At 71.7% G+C, this 24,880-nt stretch carries 25 protein-coding genes; 15 read left to right on the forward strand and 10 right to left on the reverse strand.

The window, feature by feature from the left end; translation table 11 throughout:
* The first annotated feature begins 64 nt into the window (after positions 1-64).
* Genes dxs through HNR73_RS13640 form a run of 3 tightly spaced genes read left to right on the forward strand, consistent with a single transcriptional unit; the run spans position 65 to position 3,741 of the window.
* A complete protein-coding gene (dxs, locus tag HNR73_RS13630) occupies positions 65-1,993 on the forward strand; it encodes a 1-deoxy-D-xylulose-5-phosphate synthase (RefSeq protein ID WP_184787770.1) in 1,929 nt (642 codons plus the stop codon).
* Positions 1,994-2,033: 40 nt separating this feature from the next.
* Complete coding sequence (locus tag HNR73_RS13635) at positions 2,034-2,699, forward strand: response regulator transcription factor (RefSeq protein ID WP_184787771.1); 666 nt, start codon at positions 2,034-2,036, stop codon at positions 2,697-2,699.
* Between the two features lie 43 nt (positions 2,700-2,742).
* Complete coding sequence (locus HNR73_RS13640; protein ID WP_184787928.1) at positions 2,743-3,741, forward strand: sensor histidine kinase; 999 nt, start codon at positions 2,743-2,745, stop codon at positions 3,739-3,741.
* Here the strand turns inward: HNR73_RS13640 and HNR73_RS13645 are convergent.
* Complete coding sequence (locus HNR73_RS13645) at positions 3,738-4,103, reverse strand: DoxX family protein (protein WP_184787772.1); 366 nt, start codon at positions 4,101-4,103, stop codon at positions 3,738-3,740. The genes HNR73_RS13640 and HNR73_RS13645 overlap by 4 nt on opposite strands.
* Positions 4,104-4,216: 113 nt before the next feature.
* On the opposite strand from HNR73_RS13645, the gene HNR73_RS13650 reads away from it, so the two are divergent.
* On the forward strand, positions 4,217-4,609 hold the full coding sequence (locus tag HNR73_RS13650) for a winged helix-turn-helix transcriptional regulator (protein ID WP_184787773.1): 393 nt from the start codon (positions 4,217-4,219) through the stop codon (positions 4,607-4,609).
* 10 nt (positions 4,610-4,619) lie between these two features.
* Here the strand turns inward: HNR73_RS13650 and HNR73_RS13655 are convergent, their stop codons facing one another.
* Positions 4,620-5,030 (reverse strand): ester cyclase, encoded by a 411-nt coding sequence (locus tag HNR73_RS13655; protein WP_184787774.1) that lies wholly within the window; start codon positions 5,028-5,030, stop codon positions 4,620-4,622.
* Here HNR73_RS13655 and HNR73_RS13660 point away from each other — a divergent pair.
* Both HNR73_RS13660 and HNR73_RS13665 read left to right on the forward strand, forming a co-directional pair.
* Positions 5,029-5,469, forward strand: a complete 441-nt coding sequence (locus HNR73_RS13660; protein WP_184787775.1) for an SbtR family transcriptional regulator — start codon at positions 5,029-5,031, stop codon at positions 5,467-5,469. The two genes, HNR73_RS13655 and HNR73_RS13660, sit on opposite strands and share 2 nt — an antisense overlap.
* A gap of 27 nt (positions 5,470-5,496) precedes the next feature.
* A complete protein-coding gene (locus HNR73_RS13665; protein WP_184787776.1) occupies positions 5,497-6,348 on the forward strand; it encodes a hypothetical protein in 852 nt (283 codons plus the stop codon).
* Here HNR73_RS13665 and HNR73_RS13670 read toward each other — a convergent pair.
* Genes HNR73_RS13670 through HNR73_RS40710 form a run of 3 tightly spaced genes read right to left on the reverse strand, consistent with a single transcriptional unit; the run spans position 6,338 to position 8,486 of the window.
* Complete coding sequence (locus HNR73_RS13670; RefSeq protein WP_184787777.1) at positions 6,338-7,141, reverse strand: hypothetical protein; 804 nt, start codon at positions 7,139-7,141, stop codon at positions 6,338-6,340. The two genes, HNR73_RS13665 and HNR73_RS13670, sit on opposite strands and share 11 nt — an antisense overlap.
* Positions 7,142-7,188: 47 nt before the next feature.
* Positions 7,189-7,596, reverse strand: a complete 408-nt coding sequence (locus tag HNR73_RS40705) for a RidA family protein (RefSeq protein ID WP_184787778.1) — start codon at positions 7,594-7,596, stop codon at positions 7,189-7,191.
* Complete coding sequence (locus HNR73_RS40710) at positions 7,593-8,486, reverse strand: NAD(P)-dependent oxidoreductase (RefSeq protein ID WP_308441969.1); 894 nt, start codon at positions 8,484-8,486, stop codon at positions 7,593-7,595. Before HNR73_RS40710 ends, HNR73_RS40705 begins: the two co-directional genes overlap by 4 nt.
* Positions 8,487-8,510: 24 nt before the next feature.
* On the opposite strand from HNR73_RS40710, the gene HNR73_RS13685 reads away from it, so the two are divergent.
* The 3 genes from HNR73_RS13685 (at position 8,511) to HNR73_RS13695 (ending at position 11,688) form a co-directional block, all read left to right on the forward strand.
* Complete coding sequence (locus HNR73_RS13685; protein WP_184787780.1) at positions 8,511-9,416, forward strand: LysR family transcriptional regulator; 906 nt, start codon at positions 8,511-8,513, stop codon at positions 9,414-9,416.
* 206 nt (positions 9,417-9,622) lie between these two features.
* Positions 9,623-10,024, forward strand: a complete 402-nt coding sequence (locus HNR73_RS13690; RefSeq protein WP_184787781.1) for a VOC family protein — start codon at positions 9,623-9,625, stop codon at positions 10,022-10,024.
* 140 nt (positions 10,025-10,164) lie between these two features.
* Positions 10,165-11,688: an alkaline phosphatase D family protein gene (locus tag HNR73_RS13695; protein WP_239122364.1), complete on the forward strand. Its 1,524-nt coding sequence runs from the start codon at positions 10,165-10,167 to the stop codon at positions 11,686-11,688.
* A gap of 151 nt (positions 11,689-11,839) precedes the next feature.
* On the opposite strand, the gene HNR73_RS13700 is transcribed toward HNR73_RS13695, so the two are convergent.
* The gene (locus tag HNR73_RS13700; RefSeq protein ID WP_184787783.1) at positions 11,840-12,190 is read right to left on the reverse strand and encodes a hypothetical protein; all 351 of its coding nucleotides are present in this window, start codon (positions 12,188-12,190) and stop codon (positions 11,840-11,842) included.
* A 720-nt stretch (positions 12,191-12,910) separates the two neighbouring features.
* Between HNR73_RS13700 and HNR73_RS13705 the strand changes: the two genes are divergently transcribed.
* A complete protein-coding gene (locus HNR73_RS13705; protein ID WP_184787784.1) occupies positions 12,911-13,714 on the forward strand; it encodes a class I SAM-dependent methyltransferase in 804 nt (267 codons plus the stop codon).
* 59 nt (positions 13,715-13,773) lie between these two features.
* Here HNR73_RS13705 and HNR73_RS13710 read toward each other — a convergent pair whose 3' ends face one another.
* The 3 genes from HNR73_RS13710 to HNR73_RS40715 all read right to left on the reverse strand — a co-directional run bounded on the left by HNR73_RS13710 (position 13,774) and on the right by HNR73_RS40715 (position 18,344).
* Positions 13,774-15,843: a 3-hydroxyacyl-CoA dehydrogenase NAD-binding domain-containing protein gene (locus tag HNR73_RS13710; RefSeq protein WP_184787785.1), complete on the reverse strand. Its 2,070-nt coding sequence runs from the start codon at positions 15,841-15,843 to the stop codon at positions 13,774-13,776.
* Positions 15,844-15,845: 2 nt separating this feature from the next.
* The gene (locus HNR73_RS13715) at positions 15,846-17,033 is read right to left on the reverse strand and encodes a thiolase family protein (protein ID WP_184787786.1); all 1,188 of its coding nucleotides are present in this window, start codon (positions 17,031-17,033) and stop codon (positions 15,846-15,848) included.
* A 72-nt stretch (positions 17,034-17,105) separates the two neighbouring features.
* Positions 17,106-18,344, reverse strand: a complete 1,239-nt coding sequence (locus HNR73_RS40715) for an HRDC domain-containing protein (RefSeq protein WP_184787787.1) — start codon at positions 18,342-18,344, stop codon at positions 17,106-17,108.
* Positions 18,345-18,583: 239 nt separating this feature from the next.
* On the opposite strand from HNR73_RS40715, the gene HNR73_RS13725 reads away from it, so the two are divergent.
* Positions 18,584-19,252, forward strand: a complete 669-nt coding sequence (locus tag HNR73_RS13725) for a hypothetical protein (RefSeq protein WP_184787788.1) — start codon at positions 18,584-18,586, stop codon at positions 19,250-19,252.
* A gap of 86 nt (positions 19,253-19,338) precedes the next feature.
* On the opposite strand, the gene HNR73_RS13730 is transcribed toward HNR73_RS13725, so the two are convergent.
* Entirely contained in the window at positions 19,339-19,893 is a 555-nt protein-coding gene (locus tag HNR73_RS13730; RefSeq protein WP_184787789.1) for a DUF3000 domain-containing protein, read from the reverse strand.
* 112 nt (positions 19,894-20,005) lie between these two features.
* Between HNR73_RS13730 and hemE the strand changes: the two genes are divergently transcribed.
* From hemE to HNR73_RS13750, 4 genes are all read left to right on the forward strand, one after another.
* The gene (hemE, locus tag HNR73_RS13735) at positions 20,006-21,070 is read left to right on the forward strand and encodes a uroporphyrinogen decarboxylase (RefSeq protein WP_184787790.1); all 1,065 of its coding nucleotides are present in this window, start codon (positions 20,006-20,008) and stop codon (positions 21,068-21,070) included.
* Entirely contained in the window at positions 21,067-22,470 is a 1,404-nt protein-coding gene (hemG, locus tag HNR73_RS13740; RefSeq protein ID WP_184787791.1) for a protoporphyrinogen oxidase, read from the forward strand. The genes hemE and hemG overlap by 4 nt, the downstream gene beginning before the upstream one ends.
* A 67-nt stretch (positions 22,471-22,537) precedes the next feature.
* Positions 22,538-23,245 (forward strand): hydrogen peroxide-dependent heme synthase, encoded by a 708-nt coding sequence (hemQ, locus tag HNR73_RS13745; protein ID WP_184787792.1) that lies wholly within the window; start codon positions 22,538-22,540, stop codon positions 23,243-23,245.
* Positions 23,246-23,355: 110 nt separating this feature from the next.
* On the forward strand, positions 23,356-24,831 hold the full coding sequence (locus HNR73_RS13750) for an APC family permease (protein ID WP_184787793.1): 1,476 nt from the start codon (positions 23,356-23,358) through the stop codon (positions 24,829-24,831).
* Positions 24,832-24,880: the final 49 nt, after the last annotated feature.

A 24,880-nucleotide genomic window follows, 5' to 3' on the forward strand; every position in this document is an offset into this window, starting at 1 on the left:
GCGCGTCCGTTGAACGCGTGTGTTGTCGGGAACCTGACGATCGGCACGGATAGACTTTGCCGCTATGAGTTCACGTGACGACGCCGCCTCGGCGGCCGGGCCGGCGAATATCCTCCCGCGCATCACGGACGCCGCCGCTTTCCGGAAACTCCCGGTGGAGGCGCTGCCCGCCCTGGCCGGAGAGATCCGCGACTTCCTGGTCGCCTCGGTGTCCAAGACCGGCGGTCACCTGGGTCCGAACCTCGGTGTCGTCGAGCTGACCATGGCCGCCCACCGCGTGTTCGACTCCCCGCGCGACAAGATCCTCTTCGACACGGGTCACCAGTCGTACGTGCACAAGATCCTCACCGGCCGCTCCGACGGCTTCGTCGGCCTGCGCCAGCGCGGCGGCCTGTCGGGCTACCCCGCCCAGGACGAGTCCGAGCACGACGTGATCGAGAACTCGCACGCCTCGACCGTCCTCTCCTACGCCGACGGCCTCGCCAAGGCCTACCGCCTGCGCGGTGAGGACCGCCACGTCGTCGCCGTCGTCGGCGACGGCGCCCTGACCGGCGGCATGTGCTGGGAGGCGCTCAACAACATCGCCGCCGGCGACCTGCCCGTCGTGATCATCGTCAACGACAACGGCCGCTCCTACGCGCCGACCATCGGCGGCCTCGGCAACCACCTGGCGACCCTGCGCCTCAACCCTTCCTACGAGAAGGTCCTGGACGCGGTCAAGGAGGCCCTCGGCCGGACGCCGCTCGTCGGCCCGCCCATGTACGAGGTCCTGCACGCCATCAAGCGCGGCATGAAGGACGCCGTCGCCCCGCAGGCGATGTTCGACGACCTCGGCATCAAGTACGTCGGTCCCGTCGACGGCCACGACATCGACGCCATGACCAGCGCCCTTGAGCGCGCGAAGCGCTTCGGCGGCCCGGTCATCGTGCACGCCGTGACCCGCAAGGGCTTCGGCTACCGGCCCGCCGAGGACGACGAGGACGACTGCCTGCACTCGCCGCCGGCCTTCGACCCGCAGACCGGCCTGCCGCTGAAGTCCGGCGGCACCCGCTGGACGGGCGTGTTCGCCGACGAACTGGTCGCCGTCGCCGACGAGCGTCCCGACGTCGTCGGCATCACCGCCGCGATGGCGATCCCGACGGGCGTGCACAAGCTGGCCGCCAAGTACCCCGAGCGCGTCTACGACGTCGGCATCGCCGAGCAGCACGCCGCGACGTCCGCCGCCGGCCTCGCCATCGGCGGGCTGCACCCGGTCGTCGCCGTCTACGCGACCTTCCTCAACCGCGCCTTCGACCAGGTGCTCCTCGACGTCGCCATGCACAAGCTGCCGGTGACCTTCGTCCTCGACCGGGCCGGCATCACCGGCCCCGACGGCCCGAGCCACTACGGCATCTGGGACCTGTCGGTGTTCAGCGTCGTCCCGGGCATCCGCATCGCGGCCCCGCGTGACGCGCAGACCCTGCGCGAGGAGTTCCGCGAGGCCGTGGGTATCGAGGACGGCCCGACGATCGTGCGCTTCCCGACCGGCGCCGTGCCCGCCGACATCCCGGCGCTGGAGCGTGTCGGCGGCGTCGACGTGCTGGCCCGCGACGAGCGCAAGGACGTCCTGCTGGTCGCCGTCGGTGCCTTCGGGCAGCTGGCCATGGAGACCGCCGAGCGCGTGCGCGGCCAGGGCTTCGGCGTCACCGTCGTCGACCCGCGCTGGGTTACGCCCGTCCCGGGCGTCCTGGCCGACATGGCCGCGAAGCACCGTCTCGTCGTCACCGTCGAGGACGGCGTCCGCAACGGAGGCTTCGGCGACTCCCTGGCGCGCACCCTGCGCGACAACGGCGTCCACGTGCCCCTTCGCGACTTCGGTGTCGCCCGCGACTGGCACCCCTACGGCACCCGCCAGGAGCTGCTGACCGATCTCGGTCTCACCGCCCAGGACCTGTCGCGCGACATCACCGAGACCGTCCTGCGCCTCACCGAGGGATCCGAGGTGCGCGTCTAGGCGCGTACGTCGGCCTTCCGCTCCGACAGGAGGCACGGGGGTGCGGATCCTTGTCATCGAGGACGAGTTCAGCCTCGCCGACGCCATCGCGCGGGGACTTCGCAAGCGCGGCTTCGCGGTGGACGTCGCCTACGACGGGACCACGGGCTACGAGGCCGCGACGGTCACGCGCTACGACGTGATCGTCCTCGACCGCGATCTTCCCGGCATGCACGGCGACGAGATCTGCGCGGCGCTGGCGCGCAAGGGCGCCATCACGCGCGTGCTGATGCTGACGGCGTCGAGCAGTGTCGCCGCGCGCGTCCAGGGCCTCGGGCTCGGCGCCGACGACTACATGTCGAAGCCCTTCGCCTTCGACGAACTCGTCGCGCGCGTGCGCGCCCTCGGCCGCCGCGCGACGCCCGCCGCCCCGCCGGTGCTGAGCGTCGCCGGCGTCGAGCTCGACCCCGCCCGGCACAAGGCGAGCCGCGGCGGGGAGGCGCTGGACCTGACGCGCAAGGAGTTCGGGGTCCTCGAAGAACTGATGAAGGCCGGTGGCGCGGTCGTGTCCAGCGAGGAGCTGCTCGACCGCGTGTGGGACGCCAACACCGACCCTTTCACCACGATCGTGCGCGTCACCGTGCGGACGCTGCGCCGCAAACTCGGTGACCCGCCGCTCATCGAGACCGTCATCGGCGCGGGGTACCGCATTCCGACCGGTGAGTGACGTGCGCGGGCGGTGGCCGTGGGCGCGGCTGCCGCGTCCGACGATGCGCCTGCGGCTGGGGATCTGGTACGGCGTGGTGGCCGTCGTCGCCGGGACGCTCGGGCTGGTCCTGCCGCGCTGGTGGCTGACGATCCCGGTGGTCATCGTCGGCGGCATGGGTCTCGGCTACTACGTCGCCGGACGCGCACTGCGGCCCCTGCACGATGTCACCGCGACCGCGCGGAGGCTGTCGGCCGAGACCTTCGACGAGCGCATCCGGCACGACGGTCCCGACGACGAGATCCACGAGCTCGCCGGCACCTTCGACGACATGCTCGACCGGATCTCCTCGGCCTTCGAGGCGCAGAAGCGTTTCGTGGCCAACGCCAGTCACGAGTTGCGGACGCCCCTGGCGGTCATGCGCACCGAGATCGACGTGACCACCTCCGATCCCGACGCCGACATCGACGAGTACCGGCGCATGGCCGAGGTCGTGCGGGGTGCCACGAGCCGTGCCGGGGACCTCATCGAGGGCCTGTTGCTGCTGGCGCGCACCGAGATCGAGATCGCGCGGCGGCTGACCACGCGCGTGCCGACCGACCTCGGTGAATGCGCCTCGGGCGCGATCGTCTCGGCCCAGCGGCTGGCCGACGAGCTCGGGCTGGCGATGGCGACGTCGATGATGCCGGCGCCGGTGATCGGTGACCCTTCGCTGCTGGAGCGTCTGGCGGGGAACCTCATCGAGAACGCGATCCGGCACAACGTCCCCGGCGGGCGCCTGTGGGTGCTGGCGGGGGCGCATTCGACGGCGGCGTGGATGGTCGTCGGCAACACCGGGTCCGATGTGGAGGCCGACGCCGTCCCGACCCTGTTCGAGCCCTTCACCAGGGGCGGGGTCGAGCGCGTCGGCGCGCGGGGTGCCGGGCTGGGGCTGTCGATCGTGCGGGCGGTGGTCGCCGCGCACGGCGGGACGGTGACCGCGCACGCGCTGCCCGACGGCGGTGGGCTGGAGTTCCGGGTGGAGATCCCGCTGCCGCCGCCGGAGGGCGTGGTCGGCGACTAGAGCCAGACGGTCGCGAGCCAGGCCGCGATGCCGGCGAGCACGATGAGGCCGGCGTTGAGGCCGGTCTCCTTGACCTCGCGCCGTGACAGGTGCAGTGCCCCGGCGAGGATCTGGAGGACGACGAAGCCGATCGCCGCGACGAGGGCGAGGACGGGCGCGATGCCGGTCAGCGGGGGCAGGATGAGGCCGACCGCGCCGGCGACCTCGATGACGCCGATGAGCCGGACCGCCCACATCGGGACGGTGTCGATCCAGCCCATCATGGGGCGAAGCTTCTCCTTGCTGGAGACGAGCTTCTGGGCGCCGGCGAAGAGGTAGAAGGCGGCGAGCAGCCCGGCGACGATCCAGTAGGCGATCTTCATCGCTTCCTCCATGGTTACGACTGGTAAGTAGGCCCATGTTAGGTGACTATTGGAGGCCTTACAAAAGGAACATCGGTGTGCGTAAGGCACTTTCACCGGGGAGCGCGAGGGCGATGTCGAAGTACGAGAAGACCTGTCTCATCCGCGGCGACGGCGGCCGCGCGATCCGCGGGATCCTCGACCGGATCGGCGACAAGTGGACGGTGCTGGTCGTGGCGACGCTGCACGGCGGGCGGATGCGCTTCGGGGAGCTGCTCACGCGGATTCCGGGTGTCTCGCAGCGGATGCTGACCCGGACCCTGCGGCATCTGGAGCGCGACGGCCTCGTGGGGCGCACGGTCTACGCCGAGGTGCCGCCCCGGGTCGAGTACGAGCTGACGGACTCCGGCCGGACGCTGGTCGAGCCGGCGGTGATGCTGGCGGAGTGGGCGATCGAGAACAACCCGGGGATCGAGGCGAGTCAAAAGGACTACGACGAGCGTGGTCAGGGGGACTCGTCTCCCTGACCACGGCGCGTCAGGCGCCGACCTGTGCCCGGATGGCGTCGTAGTCGCCGAAGGCCCAGTGCTCGACGACGCGGCCGTCGCGGACGCGGATCAGGTCCATGCCGCCGACGTCGAAGGGTTTCCCGGTGGCGGTGTGCACGCCCCGGTAGGAGTACACGTTGGCGAGGGTCTCGCCGTCGGAGACGGTCGCGAGGACGGTGACCTCGGTGTCGTGGATCTCGCCGTCGCCGCCGGCGGCGGCCTCCCATTTCGCGCGCCAGGCGTCGATGCCGTGGTGGTCGCCGGAGGTGCCGCCGCGATGGTCGATCACGTCGGGGTCGATGTAGGTGAGGGCCTCGCCGAAGTCGCCTTTCGCGATCGCCTCGGGGTAGAGGGCGAGCAGGCGGCGGCCGACTTCGGCGAGGGTGAGCGCGTTCGACATGCTTCAGATGCGCGCCGACGCCCGCCGGGCCGGCATCGGCAACGCGACCGTGTACCGCCACTTCCCGGCCCGCCGCGACCTGCACATCGACGTCTACGCCGAGGAAGTGGCGGCCCTGTGCGCACGGGCGGACGACCTCGACGGCCTGTACTCCTGGCTCGCCGGCTTCATCGGCCACGTCGCGGGCAAACGTGACCTCGCCGCGGCGCTGGCCGCCGCCGACGGCGCCCCCGGCTCGCCGGAGTTCGCCGCCTGGCACGACGCGATCACCACGGTCGTCACCGGACTGCTGGACCGCGCGGGCGAAGAGGTCCGGGCCGGTGTCGACCCGGTGGACCTGCTGGTGATGGCGACCGGCATCGCGCTGACGGGTTCCGGGCCCGAGCGCACGGCACGCCTGGTCGAGCTCCTGCGGCACGGCACCGACCGCGCGAAATAGCTTGCGCGGCACCGGAGACTGAAGGGCATGACCGAGCCCCCGCTGCCCTTCCGCTGGGACCTCACGCTGCCCGACCGGCTCGAAACACTGCCCTCGGACGACGGGGGCCCGCCGCCCTGGGCCGACGCGATCACCGCCTGCGCGGCCAAGGTCCTGGCGCGTGCCGGCGACGGCGACCTGTGCTTCGTCGGCAGGTCCGCCGACAGCGTTCACGACCTGCTCGCCGGTGCCCTGCGGGAGACCTCGTGGAGCGGACGACTGCGACGGCTGCCGGTCTCCCTGGGGCGGTACAGGCACTCCGAGGAGCATGAGCGGCGCCGTCTGCGCGAGATCATGGCCGCGCGGCTGCCAGCCCCGGCCGACATGGCCCGCGGACGCGACCTCTGCTTCGTCGACATCGTCGCCGAAGGCGGCACCTTCGGTGACCTCCACACCGCCCTCGACCAATGGATCACCGACGAACGCGCCAACGTGCCCGTCATCCGCCGCAAGCTCCGCTTTCTCGGCCTCACCGTAGAGCGGCACACCAGCCCGAACACCTGGCGATGGTGGCAGCACGCGGCATGGGCCCGGAAACTCCCGGCGAGCGCGATCGTCAACGTCTCCATCGACGGCCACCTCTTCCACCACCTCGGCGGCGGTCAACCGAAGACGAACCCCTCCCACCAGGTCACCGGCTGGTGGGACGAGACGGTCACGACGCCCCCGCGCGACGAGAACTCCTGGAAGGGGCTCGGCCTGGCCGTCCGCTACACCGAGCACGGCGCGCTCGCCCCGACCCGGGCGGCGCTGGCGCGGGGGATCGAGGCCGAACCGGCGGTGCGTGAGGCGTGGGCGAGGGGACTGGCGCGGGAACTGCGGGGGCGGGTCAACCGGTGAGCGCGGTGCAGTGGGCGATGCTGGCGTCGTCGGGCGATACCGACTGTCGCGCCTCCTCGGCCCGCACGCGGCGGATGATCTCGGCCGGTCCCTCCGCGGTGAGCAGGGCCGCGAACTCGGGCCAGTCGATGATCCCGAAGGGTTCGACGAGGCGGGCCGCCCCGTTGCTGAGCAGCGCCGCGCCGGTCGGCCCGCCGACGGGGTGGCTCCCGGTGAGCGCCTCTCCCGCCGCGGCGGGGTCGTCCTTGGCGATCCAGTAGCCGCCGGGACGGTTGCGGGCCGCGCGCATCGCCGCGATGCCCTCGGCGCGGATCCGTTCGTACTCCTCGCCTTCGGCGGTCCGCAGTGCCGAGCGGTAGGGCCCGGCGACGGCGTCTTCGCGATCATCGGTGACGACGAGCGGCGGCCCGCCGGGCCGGTCGAGGAGCAGGACGGCGTCGCCGAGCACGAGGTGGTCGGCGACGCCGTCGGTGACGCGCAGGACCGCGACGGTCGCCCACGGACTGGCGGGATCGGTGACGTCGCAGGTGTCGCGGTGGGCGCCGGTCGCGAGCTCGATCGCCTCGGCGAGCAGCGCGGGAAGACTCTCGGCCGCGTCGCGCGACAGCAGGCCGAGCAGTTCCGCGCCCAGCCGCCGGGCGTACCAGGCGACGCCGTGGCGGCAGGCCGCTTCGGCGCCGGCGACGCCACCGGCCCCGTCGAGCAGCACGGCCGCCGTGGGGATCGCGCCGACGAAGTCCTCGTTGCCGCGGCCGGGACGTCCGGCCGCCACGCTGTTCAGGGTCACGAGCATCGTCGGCCGCCTCTCGGTGGAGACGGCAACCCTACGGCGGCCGCGCGTCAGGCCGCGACGACCGCCACGACCTCCACCTCGACCAGCAGTCCCGGCCGGAACAGTCGCGGGACCTCGACGAGGGTGCTCGTCGGCGGGTGTTCGCGCCCGGCGAGCCACTTGATCCGTACGGCGCCGTGTTCGGGGCGCAGATCCATGTCGGTGATGAAGGTGCGGATGTTGACGATGTCGGCGAGGGTCCCGCCGTGGGCGGCGAGGAGCTTCTCCAGCCCGGCGAAGACGTGCTCGGTCTGGGCGGTCATGTCGCCTTCGCCGACGACCTCGCCGTCGTCGTCGAGGGCGACCTGGCCGGACACGAAGATCATCGCCGTGGTGCCCAGGTCGACGCGGGCGGTGTGGGTGTAGGCCGCCGCCGGGGCGGGGACGGTGTCGGGGTCGAGGTAGGTGACGGTCACGTGTTGCTCCCTGTGGTGGTGCGGACGTGGGCGACGACGGCGCCGAGGTCGGCGTCGCCGTCGGTGGTGGCGAGGACGGCGCGGACCGCTTCCGCGACCGGGTAGGCCGCGCCGGTGGCGGCCTCGGCGAGCGCGAGGTCCTTGGCGGCGTGGGCGATCGGGAACGCCGCGGTGGTCGAGCGGGCGCGGGTGAGGACGGCCGCGAGAGGTCCGGCGGCGAGGGTCTTCTCGACGAGGTCCGCGGGAAGTCCGAGGCGGTCGGCGAGGGCCAGGGTCTCGGCGAGTGCGGTGACCGCCGTGATCATCCCGGCGTTGACGACGAGCTTCATCGCGGCACCGGAACCGATCGGTCCGCAGTGGACGACGGTGCCGAGTTCGGCGAGCACCGGTGGCGGGCCGTCGCCGCCGACGAGGATGGTCAGCGTCCCCGTCTCGGCCTTGTCGACGCTGCCCATCACCGGGGCGTCGACCATCGTGACGCCTTCCGGCAGGCGGGCGGCCAGTGCGCGGGCGGCGCCGGGCCCGACGGTCGACATCTCCGCCAGCGCGCACCCGTCGGGCAGGGCGGCGAGGGCCTCGTCCATCACCGCCTCCAGCGCTTCGGGGCCGGACAGCATGCTGATCACGACCTCGGCTTCGGCGACGGCGCGGGCCGGGGTGCCGGCGACGGAGGCGCCCGCCTCGCGCAGGGGCTCGGCCTTGGCGGCGGTGCGGTTCCACACCGTGACCTGATGCCCGGTCGCGAGCAGGCGGCGGGTCATGGCCGCGCCCATGCGGCCGAGTCCGAGTACGGCGATACGTGACATGCGGGGTTCCCTTCGGGGGTGTGTGGACTCGACCGTAGATCCACTCCGGCCATTCGACCAACGAATGTCTGGCATGCTTGCCATGCCTACTTCGCATGGATGGTGCACATGGACACGACCTGGCTGCGGGTCTTCGGCGAGGTCGCCCGCCTCGGCTCCTTCACGGCCGCCGCCACGGCCCTCGGCTACACCCAGTCGGCCGTCTCGCGGCAGATCGCGGCCCTGGAGACCGAGCTCGGCGCCGTGCTCTTCGACCGCCTCGCGCGCGGTGTCGTCCTCACCGAGGAGGGCCGCCGCCTCCTCGCGCACTCCAGGGCCGCGCTCTCCCACGTCGACGCCGCCCGCCGCGAACTGGGCGAGTTGCGCGACGTGCACGCCGGCCGCCTGCGCGTCGGCGCCTTCTCGACGGCCAACGCCGCGCTCGTGCCCCGCGCGATGGCCGCCTTCCAGGCCGCCCACCCCGCCGTCCGCGTGTCCCTTGTGGAGGGACGCACGCCCGATCACGTCGCGGGGCTCGCCGACGGCACCGTCGACGTCGCCGTCGTCAGCACCTACACCGACCGCCTCGACGCACTCTCCGCGCTCGACCTGCGCCGCCTCGGCACCGACGCCATCCTGGTCGCCCTCCCACGCGGCCACCGCCACGCCCGCCGCCGCCGACTGCGCCTGGCCGAACTGGCCGAGGACACCTGGATCGCCGGATTCCCCGACGCCGAACGCACGCTCTTCGCCACCGTCGCCGGGGCCGGATTCGAGCCGCGCATCGACTTCGTCGTCCAGGAGTGGACCGCCAAACTCGGCTGCGTCGCCGCCGGACTCGGTGTGACCCTCGTCCCGGCGCTCGCCGCGAGCGCCCTGCGCGACGACGTCGTGCTCGTCGCCCTCGACGCGGCCGACGCCCCGGTCCGCGCGGTGTACGCGGCCACCCCGGGCGGCCGGCGCGTGCCCGCCGCCGTCGAGGCCTTCCTGCCCTTCCTCGCCGAGGCCGCCGAAAAGGTGCTCGCCGGGGGTTGACAGTCACCGGGGCTCAGTGGGTATGCTTCCCCGCGATGCCAGACAACGAAAGGAGGTGCGGAATGATCAGCAGCTCGCTTATGACGAGCAAGTCCGCGCCTCGGCGGGTGCAGTCTTAACCGACGCATCGAAAGCACCTCGCCGAGGCGCGGGCCTAGCCCGCACTCCGGTCCACGGGACCGCCTCGAAAGGCTTTCAACGTTCATATGGCTTCATCTTCCATCGGCCACGTAACGATCGACTGCGCCGACACCTTCACACTCGGTAACTTCTGGGCGGCCGTGCTCGGCCACCCCCTCGCCGACGACGATCTCCCCGGCGACCCCGAGGCGCTGCTACGACTCCCCGAAGGCCCCGCGTTGCTGTTCATCGCGGTCCCCGAGGGCAAGGCCGCCAAGAACCGCCTCCACTTCGACCTCACGCCCGACACCTCCCGCGAAGAGGAGGTCGAGCGCCTTCTCGCCCTCGGCGCCACCGTCCACGAGGACCACCGCAGGCCCGACGGCCGCGGCTGGGTCACCATGAAGGACATCGAGGGCAACGAGTTCTGCGTCGAGCGCAGCCAGGCTGAACGCGACGCCTGGAACGCCGCGCACGCCGCCGAATAGCGCACGGACACCCGGCGCCCGCCGGATCAGCCGGTGGGCGCCGATCTCTCATCCGGGCACCTGCAACCGGAGTCCGCCGCGGACGCGTCATTACTCCTATCTAGAGTGTCTACATAGGTACCCCGACCTCAGGAGTGACCGTGCGACGAAGGAACCTGCTCCGCGCCACCGCCCTCGGCACCGGCGCGAGCCTGCTCGCCACCGCCTCTCGGGCCGCCGCCGCGCCGGCCCTGCTCACCGACCGCCCGCTGCTCACCTACGGTGCGCAGAGCGGTGAGGTCACCGCGGACAGCGGCATCGTCTGGACCCGCGCCGACCGGCCCGCGCGCATGTGGGCTGAGGTCAGCACACGGCCCGACTTCAAGCACGCCCGGCGCCTGCGCGGCCCCGCGCTCACCGAGGCGACCGACTTCACCGGCAAGATCCGCGTCGACGGCCTGTGCCCCGGCCGCACCGTCCACTACCGCGTCTGGGCCGACGACGGCCGCGCCGGACTGCCCGTCGAAGGCACCTTCCGCACCCCGCGCACCGGCGGGCAGGACGTCCGCTTCGTCTGGTCGGCCGACCTCGCCGGACAGGGCTGGGGCATCAACCGCGACTTCGGCGGCTTCAAGATCTTCGACGACATGGGCGCCCGCGACCCCGACTTCTTCCTGTGCAGCGGCGACTTCTACTACGCCGACAACGTCATCGAGGAGAGCGTCACCCTCGCCGACGGCCGCGTGTGGCGCAACGTCGTCACGCCGGAGAAGTCGAAGGTCGCCGAGACCCTCGACGAGTTTCGCGGCCAGTACAAGTACAACCTCCTCGACGAGAAGCTGCGCGCCTTCCTGCGCAAGGTCCCCGTCGTCTCGCAGTGGGACGACCACGAGGTCATCAACAACTGGTACCCGGGCAAGGTCCTCGACGACGCCCGCTACACCGAGAAGAACGTCGACGTGCTCGCCGCCCACGCGTGGAAGGCGCTCGCGGAGTACACGCCGAGCCTGCTCGCCTCCGACGGTGAGGGGCGCATCTACCGCAAGGTCTCCTACGGCCCGCTGCTCGACGTGTTCACCATCGACATGCGTTCCTTCCGCAACCGCAACGACGCCAACAACGACCCGGCGACACCGTCGGGCCTGCTCGGCCGCGCGCAGCTCGACTGGCTCAAGCGCGCCCTGAGCGAATCGACGGCGACGTGGAAGGTGCTGTCGGCCGGGATGCCGCTGGGCGGGATCGTCAGCGACGGCAAGCCCAACCAGGACGGCGTTCCACAGGGCGACGCGGGCATGCCGCTCGGGCGCGAACTGGAGATCGCCGAACTGCTGAGCCACGTCCACCGTGAAGGGATCGCCAACCTGGTCGTGGCCACCGCCGACGTGCACTACACCTCGGCGCAGCACTACGACCCCGCGCGGGCGGCGTACAAGGAGTTCACGCCCTTCTGGGAGTTCATCGCCGGACCCATGAACGCCGGGTCCTACGGGCCGGTCAAGTTCGACAAGACCTTCGGTCCCGAGGTCCGATTCCACAAGCCCCCGGCGGTCGCCGGCACCGGCCCGCTCGACGGCGGGCAGTTCTTCGGCGAGATGTCGATCGACGCCGAGAGCCGCGCGCTGACGGTCCGGCTGCACGAGATCGGCGGCACCGAGCTGTACAGCGTGGAGATCCCCGCGGCCTGAACGGACAGAGCGCCCGGAGCCATCCCGCTCCGCGCGCACTTCCACCATCGAGGCCGGGCGAACCGCCTCGCGCGCAAAGAGACCGGCCCACCTCGGTTGAGGTGGGCCGGTCGACGCTTCGGTGAGGCCACGCCCCCACCTGCGGCGTTACTTAACCTTCGGTGCAGGCCTGGTAGTCCGCGCTCACGCCGAAGTTGAGGACGTTGAGCGGGCCGTTCCAGTGCCAGGGGGCGACACAGATGTCGCTGAGGATCGACACCTTGGCGTCGTCGTCGTCATCGCTGTCGGTGCACGCCTTGTAGGTGACCGACTTGCCGACGACGCCCGCGTTGGCGGGACCCTCCCAGTACCAGGGCAGCGCGCAGAGGTTGTCGCCGATGCGAACCTGCTGCGTGTCGTCGCCGCCCATGCCCTCCGGAGCCGCCTGCGCCGGGGCCGACATCGCGAGCATGGCACCGGTCGCGGCGGTCAGCAGCGCCGCCGCAGCCAGGGTCTTCTTCATGTTTCCCCCACTTGGGTCGTGTCTCGATTGGACACAAGGGACAACGAGGAGAAGCGGCGAAAGATACGCATAAGCCGGAAAAAGTGGAAATAGGGCAATGAGTGTAAATGGTTCGATGCGAAGGTGAGGGGCGCGGGCGGCGGGAGACCCCGCACAGGCGGCGACGGCCGCGCGGGACTCGTCCGCGATCCGCGCGGGGCAGGCGGACCGTGCGGCCGCGACCCGCAGGACCGGCGTCGACACCGCGATCCGCGTGCGAGGAGACGGACCGAACCGCTCGCGGATGAACTCCTCCCGCGATCCGCGCGGGGGAGACGTACCCCAGGCGGCGCCTCCGGCGCTCGTGGGATCCGCGCGGGGCAGGCGGCTGCCGGCGACGGCGCTCCCGGTGCTCGCCGCGTTCCGCGCTCGTGGGATCCGCGCGGGGCAGGCGGCTGCATCGGCGACGGCGCTCCCGGTGCTCGCCGCGATCCGCGCGGGGCTCGTCCGCGATCCGCGCGGGGCAGGCGGCTGCCGGCGACGGTGCTCCCGGTGCTCGCCGCGATCCGCGCGGGGCTCGTCCGCGATCCGCGCGGGGCAGGCGGCTGCCGGCGACGGTGCTCCCGGTGCTCGCCGCGTTCCGCGCGAGGGAGACGTACCCTCCGGCGCCCCCCCGGTAATGCTCCCGGCGCCCGCCGCGATCGGCTTGCGCGCCCGGCGACGGCCATGGAGGATGCGCCCATGACCGACGAAGACCAGGCCGCCCTCCTCGCCCGGGGCTGGGACGAGGCCGCGTCCGGCTACGAGCGCTACTTCGTGCCCCGCTTCGCCCCCTGGGTCGCCACCGCCGCCGAGGTCGTGCGGGACGCCGCGCTGCCGCCGGGGCCGATCCTGGTCCCGTGCTGTGGCACCTTTCCCGAGCTCGACGCGCTGACCGCCGCGCATCCCGGTCGCGAGATCGTCGGCATCGACCTCTCGGCGGGCATGATCGCGCTGGCGCGGGAACGCGCCGCCGGTCGTCCCGAGGTGCGTCTCGTCCACGGCGACGCCACCGCGCTGGCGGCCACCTGGCCGGGCACGGCCGCCGCCGTCGTCTCGGTGTTCGGGCTTCAGCAACTGCCCGACCCCGCCGCCGCGATCACCGACTGGACCCGGGCCCTGCGACCCGGCGGGCGCCTGTCGGTGGTCTACTGGCCGCCGCGAACCGAGACCGAGGGCCCTTTCGCGCTCATGGAGGACGTCCTGGCGAAGGCCACCGGCGACACCGGACGGGAGCAGGCGACCTGGCACCAGGACCTGTCCGCGGCGGCCGTCTCGGGCGGACTCGCCGTCGGCCGCGACGAGACCGTCCACCACGTGATCGAGCATCCCGGCGCCGCGGCGTACTGGACCGCCATGACCGTCGACGGCCCGATGCGCCGGATGATGATGGCGCGCGGCGCCGACTTCGAGGCCGCCGCGAGCGCCGACTTCCTGCGCCGGGCTCCCGCCGGGCCGTGGCGCCATCGGCCGGGCGCGGGCCTCATCGAGGGCCGCCGGACATGACGGAGGGCGCCACCGGTTTCCCGGTGGCGCCCTCGCTCAGCGCGGTGGAACTCGCGGGGCTAGTGGAACCTGCGTCCGGTGACCTTCTCCGAGACGCCCGTCCGGTCCAGGTACGGCGTGACGCCGCCCAGGTGGAACGGCCAGCCCGCACCCAGCAGCATGCACAGGTCCAGGTCCTCCGGCGCGGCCACGACACCCTCGTCGAGCATGCGGCGGGCCTCGTCGGCCACGGCGGCGACGGCGCGCTCGCGCAGCTCCTCGGACGTCGACGGCTCGCCGTCGGTCACCAGCATGGCCTCGATCTCGGGGTCGACGTAGGGCTGCCCCTTCTCGTTCCACAGGTAGATGCCGCTCTTGCCGGCGGCCACGATGCGGTCGAGGTTGCTGCTCACGCCGTAACGGTCGGGGAAGGCGTCGTGCAGGGTCTGCGCGACGTGCTTCGCCACGGCCGGCCCCACGAGCTGAAGCAGCACGAAAGGGCTCAGCGGGAGACCGAGCGGCTCAACGGACTTGTCCGCCGTGACCGGGTCGGTGCCCTCGTCGACCGCCTTGAGGATCTCGCCCATGAAGCGCGTCAGGAGGCGGTTGACCACGAACGCGGGAGCGTCCTTGACCAGCACGCCGTTCTTCTTCAGCGTCTTGCACACCGCGAATGCGGTCGCCAGCGTCGGATCGTCGGTGGCCTCGCCACGGGCGATCTCCAGCAGCGGCATCATCCCGACCGGGTTGAAGAAGTGGAAGCCGACGACCCGTTCGGGATGCTTGAGGTCGGCCGCCATCGCCGTCACCGACAGCGAGGACGTGTTCGTGGCGAGCACGCACTCGTCCGTGACGATCGCCTCCAGCTCGGCGAAGACCTGCTTCTTGATCGACAGTTCCTCGAAGACGGCCTCGATGACGAAGTCGGCGTCGGCGAAGACCTGCTTGTCGACCGAACCGCTGATCGCGGCCTTGAGTCGGTTCGCCTTGTCCTGCGACACACGGCCCTTGTAGAGCAGCTTGTCGATCTCGCCGTGGACGTAGGCGACGCCCTTGTCCACGCGCTCCTGGTCGAGGTCGGTCAGCACGACCGGCACTTCGAGGCGGCGCAGGAACAGCAGCGCCAGCTGCGAGGCCATCAGGCCCGCGCCGACGACGCCGACCTTGGTCACCTTGCGGGCCAGGGACTTGTCCGGCACACCGACCGGGCGCTTCGCGCGGCGCTGCACCAGGTCGAAGGCGTAGAGACCGGCCTTGAGCTCGGGGGAGAGGATCAGGTCGGCGAGGACCTCGTCCTCGGCCTTCGTGCCCTCGGTGAAGTCGACGTCCTTGGCCAGGGCCATCAGTTCGAGGGCCTTGTACGGACCGGGGGCCGCGCCGTGGAGCTTCATGTCCGCGACGGCCTTGCCGCGTGCCAGGGCCGCGTCCCACGCCTCGCCCTTGTCGGCCTCGGGACGCTCGACGGTGATCTCGCCGCCGACGACCTTCGCCGCCCAGGCGAGGGACTCCTCGATGAAGTCGGCCGGTTCGAGCATCGTGTCGAACATGCCAAGCGCGAAGGCCTCGGGAGCCCGCAGCATCTTGTTCTGGTTCAGCGGGTTCTCGATGATGACCTTGACGGCCTTGTCGGCGCCGATCAGGTGCGGCAGCAGCATCGTGCCGCCCCAGGTCGGGGCCAGGCCGAGGAAGGTCTCCGGGAGGGCGATGACCGCCGCGCCCGACGACAGCGTCCGGTAGTGGCAGTGCAGGGCCAGTTCGACACCGCCGCCGAGCACGGCGCCGTTGACGAACGCGAAGGTCGGGATCGCCGAGTCCTTCAGCCGCGCGAAGACGCGGTGGCCCTCGCGGGCGATGGCCAGGGCGTCTTCGCGGTCGCTGATCAGCGGCATGCCGGTGATGTCGGCGCCGGCCAGGAAGATGAAGGGCTTGCCGGTGATCGCGATGAGCTTCGGCTCGTGCGCGAAGACCTCGTCGAGGGCCTTGTCGAGCGAGGCCAGCCCGGCCGGGCCGAAGGAGTTCGGCTTCTTGTGGTCGTGGCCGTTGTCGAGCGTGATCAGCGCGGCCTCACCGTCGAGGCCCGGCACCCGCACGAAGCGGACGTGGCTGCTGGTGACTACCTCGTTGGGGAACTCTTTCAGTGCGGAGCTCATCGTCACTTCCCTTCCCAAGCGGGGTTCTCCCAGATGACCGTTCCGCCCATGCCGATGCCGATGCACATGGCCGTCAGGCCGTAGCGCACCTCGGGGTGGGCGGCGAAGTGGCGCGACAGCTGCGTCATCAGCCGCACGCCGGAGGCGGCCAGCGGGTGGCCCATGGCGATCGCCCCACCGCTGGGGTTCACGCGGGAGTCGTCGTCGGCGATGCCGAAGTGGTCCAGGAAGGCCAGGACCTGCACGGCGAAGGCCTCGTTGAGCTCGAAGAGGCCGATGTCGCCGATGGACAGGCCGGCCTTGGCCAGGGCCTTCTCCGTCGACGGGATGGGACCGGCGCCCATGACTTCGGGCTCGACGCCCATGAAGGCGTAGGAGACCATGCGCATGCCGATCGGCAGCCCGAGCTCGCGGGCGACCTCCTCGGCGGCGATGATGCTGGCCGTGGCGCCGTCGTTGAGACCGGCGGAGTTGCCGGCGGTGACCCGGCCGTGCGGGCGGAAGGACGTCTTCAGCCCGGCCAGGATCTCCATCGTGGTGCCCGGACGCGGCGGCTCGTCGGCGGTGGCGAGGCCCCAGCCGAGTTCGGCCGAGCGGGTCGCGACGCTGACGAAGTCCTTCTCCAGGTCGCGCGCGGCCGCGGCGTACTTGGCCTGGCTGGCCACCGCGAAGGCGTCGGCACGCTCCTTGGTCAGGTGCGGGAAGCGGTCGTGCAGGTTCTCCGCGGTGGCGCCCATGACCAGCGCCGACGGGTCGACCAGCTTCTCGGCGATGATCCGCGGGTTCGGGTCGACGCCCTCGCCCATCGGGTGACGGCCCATGTGCTCGACGCCACCGGCGATGCCGATGTCGGTGGCGCCCATGGCGATGCCGCCGGCGATCGTGGTGACCGCGGTCATCGCGCCGGCGCACATGCGGTCGATGGAGTAGCCCGGGACGCTCTTGGGCAGCCCGGCCAGCAGCGCGGCCACGCGGCCCAGGGTGAGGCCCTGGTCGCCGATCTGGGTCGTGGCGGCGATGGCCACGTCGTCGACACGCTCGGGCGGCAGCTGTGGATAGCGGCGCAGCAGCTCTCGGATGCAGCGGATGACGAGATCGTCGGCGCGGGTCTCGGCATACATGCCCCCGGCCTTGCCGAACGGTGTTCGCACACCGTCGACGAAGACGACCTCTCGGACGGTACGGCTCACAGGTGCCTCCCTGAAGGGCTCAACGATGAGACTCGGCCCAAATGCTACTCGCCAGTAACCGAGGCCGGTAGGTCAGTCCTGAACCGCCTCGGCCAGCTGCGTCGCGAGCAGTCCGATCTGCCACTCCCGGGCGCCGTGCGAGCGGAGGAACTCCGCCACAGGGGCCTCACCCGTCTCGGTGGGCGGCGTCCAGCACAGGGCCCGGACCGTCGCGGGCGCCATGAGGTTCTCGGTGGGGAGGTTGCGCTCGGTGGCGACCTCGGTCACCACCGCCCGCGCCCGCGCCAGCCGCGCGGCGGCGACCGGGTCGCGCTCCGACCAGCGGTGGGCCGGGGGCGGCCCGTCGTGGGAGGGGCTGGTGCGGGGGAGCTCGGCGTCGGGGAGTTCGCGGGCCTTGGTGAGGGCGCGCAGCCAGTACCGGGCGTGGCTGCGGCCGAAGCGGCCTCGGAAACCGGCGAGTCCGACGAGTTCGCGCTCGGCCTTGGGGTCGGCCTGCGCGGCGGCGACGATGGCCGCGTCGGGGACGATCTTGGACGGCGCCAGGTCTCGCCGGGACGCGAGCTCGTCGCGGGCGTGCCACATGGCGCGCACGCGGGCCAGGGCCCGGGCGCCGCGCACCTTGTGGATGCCCGAGGTCCGGCGCCAGGGATCGTTGCGGGGGGCCGGGGCGGATGCCTGGGTGAGGGCCGCGAACTCCTCGGCGGCCCAGTCCTGCTTGCCCTGCTCGGTGAGTTCGGCGGCCAGGGAGTCGCGCAGGTCGATGAGCAGCTCGACGTCGAGGGCGGCGTAGGTCAGCCACGAGTCGGGGAGCGGCCGGGTGCTCCAGTCGGCGGCCGAGTGGTGCTTCTCCAGGCTGTAGCCGAGGAGGCGCTCGGTGATCGCGGCGAGGCCGACGCGTTCGAAGCCGGCGAGGCGGGCGCCGAGCTCGGTGTCGAAGAGGGTCTGCGGGCGCAGGTCGAGCTCGGCCAGGCAGGGGAGGTCCTGGCTGGCGGCGTGCAGGATCCATTCGGCGCCGTTGATGGCCGCGCCCAGGGTGCGCAGGTCGGCGAAGGGGAGCGGGTCGATGAGGACCGTGCCGGTGCCTTCGCGGCGCAACTGGATGAGATAGGCGCGGGCGCTGTATCGATAACCGGAGGCGCGTTCGGCGTCGATGGCCACCGGGCCGGTTCCGGCGGCGACCGCTTCGACGGCACGCGCGAGCGCCGCAGCGGTTTCTATCGTGTCGGGCACACCGTCTCGTGGCTCGGTGAGGAGCACCGGCGCCACTGTCGTGGCGGAGGCGTCGCCCTGCGTAGGGGGTTGGTCGGTCACGCTGCAAACTTACGGGTGATCGGACGGTAATGGGGGCTCTACCCCTCAGCCGGACGGTTGCTTCTCCCGTTCGAGTCGCGTTCGAGTCGCGATTGAGATGTGATGTCGACGTAGGCCGATCGTTGCGCCTTGTGTCTACAGTGACTCCAGGTTGCCGGACAGTGCGACGCGGCGTGTCCGAGTCTCCGCCCGCGGCCGCACACCCCTTTTCGACCGCCCTTGTCGCGAGGAGCCCACCCATGACGACACCCTCCGGCGGCTGGAACCCCTATGACGGTCCCAGCTCGACACCGCCGCCGGGGCAGCCCTATCAGCCGCCCCCGCCCCCGCCCCCGCCGCTTCAGCCGCAACCCGCCCCTTACCAACCGGAGTACTCGACCTCGCAGATGCCCGCCGACCCCACCTCGGGTCCGCCCGCCTGGTCGGCGACGCAGCCGGTCACCGGTCCGCCCGCCGCCTTCGGCGAACCGCCGCCGATGCAGCCGCCCGCCGGTCCGGCCAAGGCCGGCCGTTCGCCGCTGGTCCCGATCCTGAGCGGCGCGGGGGCGCTGTTCTTCATCGTGGCCGTCGTGCTGCTGGTGCTCCTGATCAACACCAACGGGAAGCTCACGGCGACAGAGCAGGACCTGACGGCCTCGGAGTCGACCGTGACCGAACGTGACACCACCGTCGCCGAGCTCAACGAGGAGATCACCGGCCTCAAGGACGACATCGAGGACCTCAACAGCCTCCTCGACGAGTCCGGTGAGGACCTGGACTACCAGAAGGAGGCCAAGGCCGCGATCGAGGAGTGCCTCGTCGAGGTGGAGGCCTTCCTGGCGGCGCTGGCCGACTCCGACCAGTCCGGAGCCGAGAAGGCGATCGACCGGATCGACAAGGAATGCGGCGAGGCCGACGCCTACCGCTGACGGGGGACGGCGGGGACACCGAGGTTCCCGGCCATGACCGTGCGAAGCGCCCGTGACCGGACCGGTCACGGGCGCTTCGCACGCTTTCAGGAGATCCGGGCGACGCCGGGCGGCGGCAGTCCCGCCATGGTCGCCAGCAGTTCGCACCAGGCCCCCAGATGCTTCGACAGGTCCTCGCCCTCCGGCGTCCAGGAGGCGCGCAGTTCGACCTCGGCCGTCGCGGGCTCTCCGGCGAGGTCGCCGAAGCGCGTCGACGAGGTCTGGGTGACCGTCCCGCCCGCCGCGTGGTGCTCGGCGCCGGCCGCGGCGAGCGCGTCGGTGAGCCACGACCACGCCACGGTCGGCAGCAGGGGGTCGGCGGCGGCCTCGGGGTCGAGGTCGGCGCAGACGTAGGTGACCAGGCGCAGGGTCCCGTCCCAGGCGTCGTGCCCGGCGGGGTCGTGCAGCAGGATCAGCCGCCCGGTCGCCGCTTCCGGGTCGCCCTGGCTCTCCACGTTGGCGGTGAGCGCGAAGGCGTAGGGGGCGAGGCGCTGCGGGGCGGTGATCTCGTCCAGCCGGATCTCGGCACGCGGGCGCAGCGCGCGCAGTCCGGTCACCGCGCGCGCGAACGACTCTGGAGGGGACGCGGTCGACGGCGTCATACCGGTGACCTTAGGGCCTCGGGGTACGGCGGCGGGCATCCGCCGCGCCGTGGTCTCCGTCGCGCCGGGCGCTCCCGAGGGGTGAGCGGCACCCGGCGCGTGGAATCATCCGATGTTGATGACTGCCATGACTCCGGCCGAAGGCCGCACCGCCGCGCCCGCCGACTCCGCGTTCGTCCGTGCCTGCCGGGGCCTGCCGGTCGATCGCACGCCCGTGTGGTTCATGCGCCAGGCCGGCCGCTCGCTCCCCGAGTACCGCGCCCTGCGCGAGGGCGTGGCGATGCTGGACGCCTGCTCGCGTCCGGACATGATCACCGAGATCACCCTCCAGCCGGTCCGCCGTCACGGCGTCGACGCGGCGGTCTTCTTCTCCGACATCGTGGTCCCGCTGCACGCCATCGGACTGGGCGTCGAGATCGTCCCCGGGACCGGTCCGGTCATCGAGAAGCCCATCACCGGTGAGGCCGACCTCGACCGCTTGCGCGACCTCGCGCCCGAGGACGTCTGGTACGTCACCGAGGCCGTCCGGACGCTCGTCGCCGAGCTCGGCGCCACCCCGCTGATCGGTTTCGCCGGGGCGCCGTTCACGGTCGCCAGCTACCTCATCGAAGGCGGCCCGTCGCGGACCTACACCAAGACCAAGGCCCTCATGTACGGCCGCCCCGAGCTGTGGCACGCCCTCTGTGCGCGCCTGGCCGCGATCACGCTGTCCTTCCTGCGGGTTCAGATCGCCGCCGGGGCGAGCGCGATCCAGCTCTTCGACTCCTGGGCGGGTGCCCTGTCGGCCCGTGACTACGAGCGTTTCGTGGCGCCGCATTCCCGGGCGGTCTTCGCCGGACTGTCCGACGTGGACATCCCGAAGATCCACTTCGGGGTCGGCACCTCGCACCTGCTGGAGGCGATCGGCGAGGTCGGTGCCGACGTCGTGGGCGTCGACTGGCGTACGCCTCTCGACGCCGCCGCGGCCCGTGTCGGCGACCGCTCGGTGCAGGGAAACCTCGACCCGACCGTGCTCTTCGCCCCCGTCGAGGTCCTCGACGCCGAGATCCGCCGGATCCTCGCCGAGGGCAAGGCCGCCCGTGGCCACGTCTTCAACCTCGGCCACGGCGTCATGCCCGACACCGACCCCGACGCCCTGACCCGGACCGTCGCGCTGGTGCACGAGTACTCGTCATGACCCGCGCCCTGGTCATCGGCGGCGGCATCAGCGGACTGGCCGCCGCGCTGCGCCTGCGCGAGCTCGGCGGGCCCGCGCTGGAGATCGTCGTCGTCGACCGGGCCGAGCACCTGGGCGGGAAACTCCGCACCGGCCAGATCGCCGACACCCCGGTCGAACTCGGCGCCGAGACCTTCCTCGTGCGCCGACCCGAGGCCGTCCGCCTCGCCGGGAAGGTCGGCCTCGCCGAGGCCGTCACGCACCCGGCGGGCCTGCCCGCCGCCCTGGCCGTCGACGGTGAACTGCGGCCCATCCCGAAAGGGACCCTCCTCGGTGTGCCCGGCGACTTCGACGCCGTCGCCGAGACCGGCGTCCTCAGTCCCGAAGGGCTCGCGCGAATGCGCGCCGAGGAGAGCGCCGGCGGGGCACTGCTGCCCGACGGCGACGTCACCGTCGGCTCGCTCGTCCGCCGCGCCTTCGGCGACGAGGTCGCCGACCGGCTCGTCGACCCGCTCCTCGGCGGCGTCTACGCCGGGCGCGCCGACGAACTGTCCCTGCGCGCCACCGCCCCCGCGCTCGCCGCCGCCGCGCGCGAGCACGACCGGCTCTCCGACGCCGTCCGCGCGGTCGCCGCACCCGCCGCGAAGGCGCCCGGCGAGGCGCCCGCGCCCGTCTTCGGCACCATCGCCGGGGGCCTGAGCATGCTCGTCGAGGCCACCGCCCTGGCCTCCGGCGCCGAACTGCGCCTCGGCCTGCCCGTCCGCGAGCTGTCCCACGACGGCGAGCGCTGGCTGGCCACCATCGGCGACACGCGTGACCCCGAGATCCTCACCGCCGACGCGGTCGTCCTCGCCGTTCCGGCGCGCCCGGCCTCGCGGCTGCTGGAAGGCGTTTCGGCGGAGGCCGCCACCGAGGTCGGCGTCCTCGAATACGCGTCCATGGCGCTGGTGACGATGGCCTTGGAGCTCGACGCCGAGCTTCCCGAGCTGTCCGGCTTCCTCGTCCCGGCGACGGAAGGGCGGGCGGTCAAGGCCGCGACCTTCTTCTCCCGGAAGTGGCCCCACCGCGCCGACGAGCTCACCGTGCTGCGCTGCTCGATCGGCCGCCACGGGCAGGAGGCCGAGCTCCAGCGCACCGACGCGCAGCTCATCGCGCTGGCCCGCGCCGAGCTCGGTGAGCTGATCGGGCGCGAGCTGCCCGAGCCGGTCGACGCGCACGTGACGCGCTGGGGCGGCGGGCTGCCGCAGTACGGACCGGGACACGAGGAGCGGATCGCCGCCGCCCGCGAGGCGCTGTCGGGGTTCTCGACGCTGGGGCTGGCCGGTGCGGCCTTCGACGGCGTGGGGATCCCGGTGTGCATCGCGTCGGGGGAGAAGGCGGCGGAGCGGGTGTTCGCGGGTCTGGCCGCCGGGCGGGGCTGACGAGCGGCTTCCCACAGTGCGCGGCCCCCGGGAAAGGCCGGGCCGCGCGCGGGGGGAGAATCGCGGCATGGCCGAGTCGATCAATCCGAACGCCGCCCGTATCCGCGAACTGAACGACAGCATCCGGTACACGATGTGGTCGGTCTTCAAGGCGGTCAGTCCGCTGCCCGGTATGCGCGACGACCTCGCCGAGGACGTCGAGGCGCTGTTCAAGTCCCTCGCGGATAAGGACGTCGTGGTCCGTGGCACCTACGAGATCTCCGGTCTGCGCGCCGATGCCGACGTGATGATCTGGTGGCACGCGGAGTCCTCCGACGAGCTCCAGTCGGCCTACTCGTCCTTCCGGCGGACCTCCCTGGGCCGGCACCTGGAGCCGGTGTGGTCGTCGATGGCGCTGCACCGCCCGGCGGAGTTCAACAAGAGCCACATCCCGGCCTTCCTCGCCGACGAGGAGGCGCGCGCGTACATCTCGGTGTACCCGTTCGTGCGCTCCTACGACTGGTACCTGCTCCCTGACGAGGAGCGCCGCGCGATGCTCGCCGAGCACGGCCGTCAGGCGCGCGACTACCCCGACGTGCGCGCCAACACCGTCGCCTCGTTCTCCCTCAACGACTACGAGTGGATCCTGGCCTTCGAGGCCGACGAGTTGCACCGGATCGTCGACCTGATGCGCACGCTGCGGGCGTCGCGGGCGCGCATGCACGTCCGTGAGGAGATCCCCTTCTACACCGGACGCCGACGCGAGGTCGCCGAGATCGTCAACGCTCTGCCCTAGTGCCGGTAATGGCGGCAAAACGGTGGAAAGCGGGTCCGGAACGGCACTAATTCGGTCTCGGTGCGTGTCCAAAGGTGGCGGTGGTCACGCAGATCTGGTAACTGTCTCGCATGACAAAGACGGATGTGACCGAATCGCCCCCTCCGGAAGGCGGCGCCCCGCCGACCGAGCTCAAGCGCGCCATCGGGCCGAAGCTGTTGCTGCTGTTCATCATCGGCGACATTCTCGGCACCGGTGTCTACGCGCTGACCGGGAACGTGGCCAAGCAGGTCGGCGGCGCGCTGTGGGTGCCCTTCCTGCTGGCGTTCGTCTCGGCCTTCCTGACCGCGTTCAGCTACCTGGAGCTGGTCGGGAAGTACCCGAGGGCCGCCGGTGCCGCGCTGTACACGCACAAGGCGTGGGGCGTGCACTTCTTCACCTTCATGGTGGCCTTCACGGTCATGTCCTCGGGCATGAGTTCGGCCTCGTCGGCGGCGCGCGCGGTCGGGTCGAGCTACATCCCGAAGCTCTTCGAGTTCGGTGACCACTTCCCCGACCTCTACAACGCCGACGGGACGCCGAGCGAGGCGCTGATCATCCCGATCGCGATCGCCTTCCTGCTCATCTTCGCCGCACTGAACCTGCGCGGGGTCAGCGAGTCGGTGAAGGCGAACGTCGCGTTCACCATCATCGAGATGACCGGTCTGGCGATCGTCGTCGTCATCGCCCTCATCGGCATCTTCGAGGGCAAGGGCGACGCGGGCCGGCTGAGCGAGTTCAACACCGCCGACGCGCCGGTCTTCCTCGCCGTCATAGGTGCGACGTCACTGGCGTTCTTCGCGATGGTGGGCTTCGAGGACTCGGTGAACATGGCCGAGGAGACCACGAACCCGCGGATCTTCCCCCGGGCCATGCTCACCGGCATGTGCATCGCGGCCGGGATCTATCTGACCGTGGCGATCCTGTCGTCGACGCTGCTCAGCCCGGCGGACCTGAGCAAGGGCGAGGCGGGGGCGCTGCAGAACGTCGTGTCCTACGCGGTTCCGGGCTTCCCGCTGTGGATCTTCCTGGCGATCTCCATCTTCGCGGTGTCGAACTCGGCGCTGATCAACATGATGATGGCCAGCCGTCTCGTCTACGGCATGTCCCGTCAGCACGTGATCCCGGCGGTCCTCGGCAAGGTCGCGCCCACGCGCCGCACGCCCTGGACGGCGATCATCTTCACCTCGCTGGTGGCGATGGCGCTGACCTCGTACTCGAACACGCAGACCCTCGGCGCGACGACCTCGCTGCTGCTGCTCGCCGTGTTCACCGTGGTCAACGTCGCCGTGCTGGTGCTGCGGAAGGATCCGGTGGAGCACAGGCACTTCAAGACGCCGACGCCGCTGCCGGTGCTCGGTGCGCTGATCAGTCTCATCCTGATCGTGCCCTGGACGTCGATCTACAACGGTGCGTGGCAGCCCGCCGAGCGCGACAAGTTCGCGCTGGCCGGGTACCTGCTCGCCGTCGGGTTGGTGCTGTGGCTCGTCACCTTCATCGGTCAGCGGGTGACCGGGCGGCGTGCCGAACGCGGTGAGGTGCCCGTCGACGAGGACCCGCACCCGTAGCGGTGGACGAGGGAAGGCCCCAGGTCGGTGACCTGGGGCCTTCACGCTG

Origin of the sequence: Phytomonospora endophytica (genome assembly GCF_014202425.1) — a bacterium.
Lineage (GTDB): Bacteria > Actinomycetota > Actinomycetes > Mycobacteriales > Micromonosporaceae > Phytomonospora > Phytomonospora endophytica.

Coding starts and splice junctions, on each gene's coding strand:
- HNR73_RS13665 (WP_184787776.1), top strand. CDS start 5,497: ATGACCGAGCCCCCGCTGCCCTTCCGCTGGGACCTCACGCTGCCCGAC.
- HNR73_RS13750 (WP_184787793.1), top strand. CDS start 23,356: ATGACAAAGACGGATGTGACCGAATCGCCCCCTCCGGAAGGCGGCGCC.
- HNR73_RS13655 (WP_184787774.1), bottom strand. CDS start 5,030: ATGTCGAACGCGCTCACCCTCGCCGAAGTCGGCCGCCGCCTGCTCGCC.
- HNR73_RS13710 (WP_184787785.1), bottom strand. CDS start 15,843: ATGAGCTCCGCACTGAAAGAGTTCCCCAACGAGGTAGTCACCAGCAGC.
- HNR73_RS13705 (WP_184787784.1), top strand. CDS start 12,911: ATGACCGACGAAGACCAGGCCGCCCTCCTCGCCCGGGGCTGGGACGAG.
- HNR73_RS13640 (WP_184787928.1), top strand. CDS start 2,743: ATGCGCCTGCGGCTGGGGATCTGGTACGGCGTGGTGGCCGTCGTCGCC.
- HNR73_RS13685 (WP_184787780.1), top strand. CDS start 8,511: ATGGACACGACCTGGCTGCGGGTCTTCGGCGAGGTCGCCCGCCTCGGC.
- hemE (WP_184787790.1), top strand. CDS start 20,006: ATGTTGATGACTGCCATGACTCCGGCCGAAGGCCGCACCGCCGCGCCC.
- HNR73_RS13690 (WP_184787781.1), top strand. CDS start 9,623: ATGGCTTCATCTTCCATCGGCCACGTAACGATCGACTGCGCCGACACC.
- HNR73_RS13660 (WP_184787775.1), top strand. CDS start 5,029: ATGCTTCAGATGCGCGCCGACGCCCGCCGGGCCGGCATCGGCAACGCG.
- HNR73_RS13670 (WP_184787777.1), bottom strand. CDS start 7,141: ATGCTCGTGACCCTGAACAGCGTGGCGGCCGGACGTCCCGGCCGCGGC.
- HNR73_RS13700 (WP_184787783.1), bottom strand. CDS start 12,190: ATGAAGAAGACCCTGGCTGCGGCGGCGCTGCTGACCGCCGCGACCGGT.
- hemG (WP_184787791.1), top strand. CDS start 21,067: ATGACCCGCGCCCTGGTCATCGGCGGCGGCATCAGCGGACTGGCCGCC.
- dxs (WP_184787770.1), top strand. CDS start 65: ATGAGTTCACGTGACGACGCCGCCTCGGCGGCCGGGCCGGCGAATATC.
- HNR73_RS13725 (WP_184787788.1), top strand. CDS start 18,584: ATGACGACACCCTCCGGCGGCTGGAACCCCTATGACGGTCCCAGCTCG.
- HNR73_RS13645 (WP_184787772.1), bottom strand. CDS start 4,103: ATGAAGATCGCCTACTGGATCGTCGCCGGGCTGCTCGCCGCCTTCTAC.
- HNR73_RS13650 (WP_184787773.1), top strand. CDS start 4,217: ATGTCGAAGTACGAGAAGACCTGTCTCATCCGCGGCGACGGCGGCCGC.
- hemQ (WP_184787792.1), top strand. CDS start 22,538: ATGGCCGAGTCGATCAATCCGAACGCCGCCCGTATCCGCGAACTGAAC.
- HNR73_RS13730 (WP_184787789.1), bottom strand. CDS start 19,893: ATGACGCCGTCGACCGCGTCCCCTCCAGAGTCGTTCGCGCGCGCGGTG.
- HNR73_RS40710 (WP_308441969.1), bottom strand. CDS start 8,486: ATGGCAAGCATGCCAGACATTCGTTGGTCGAATGGCCGGAGTGGATCT.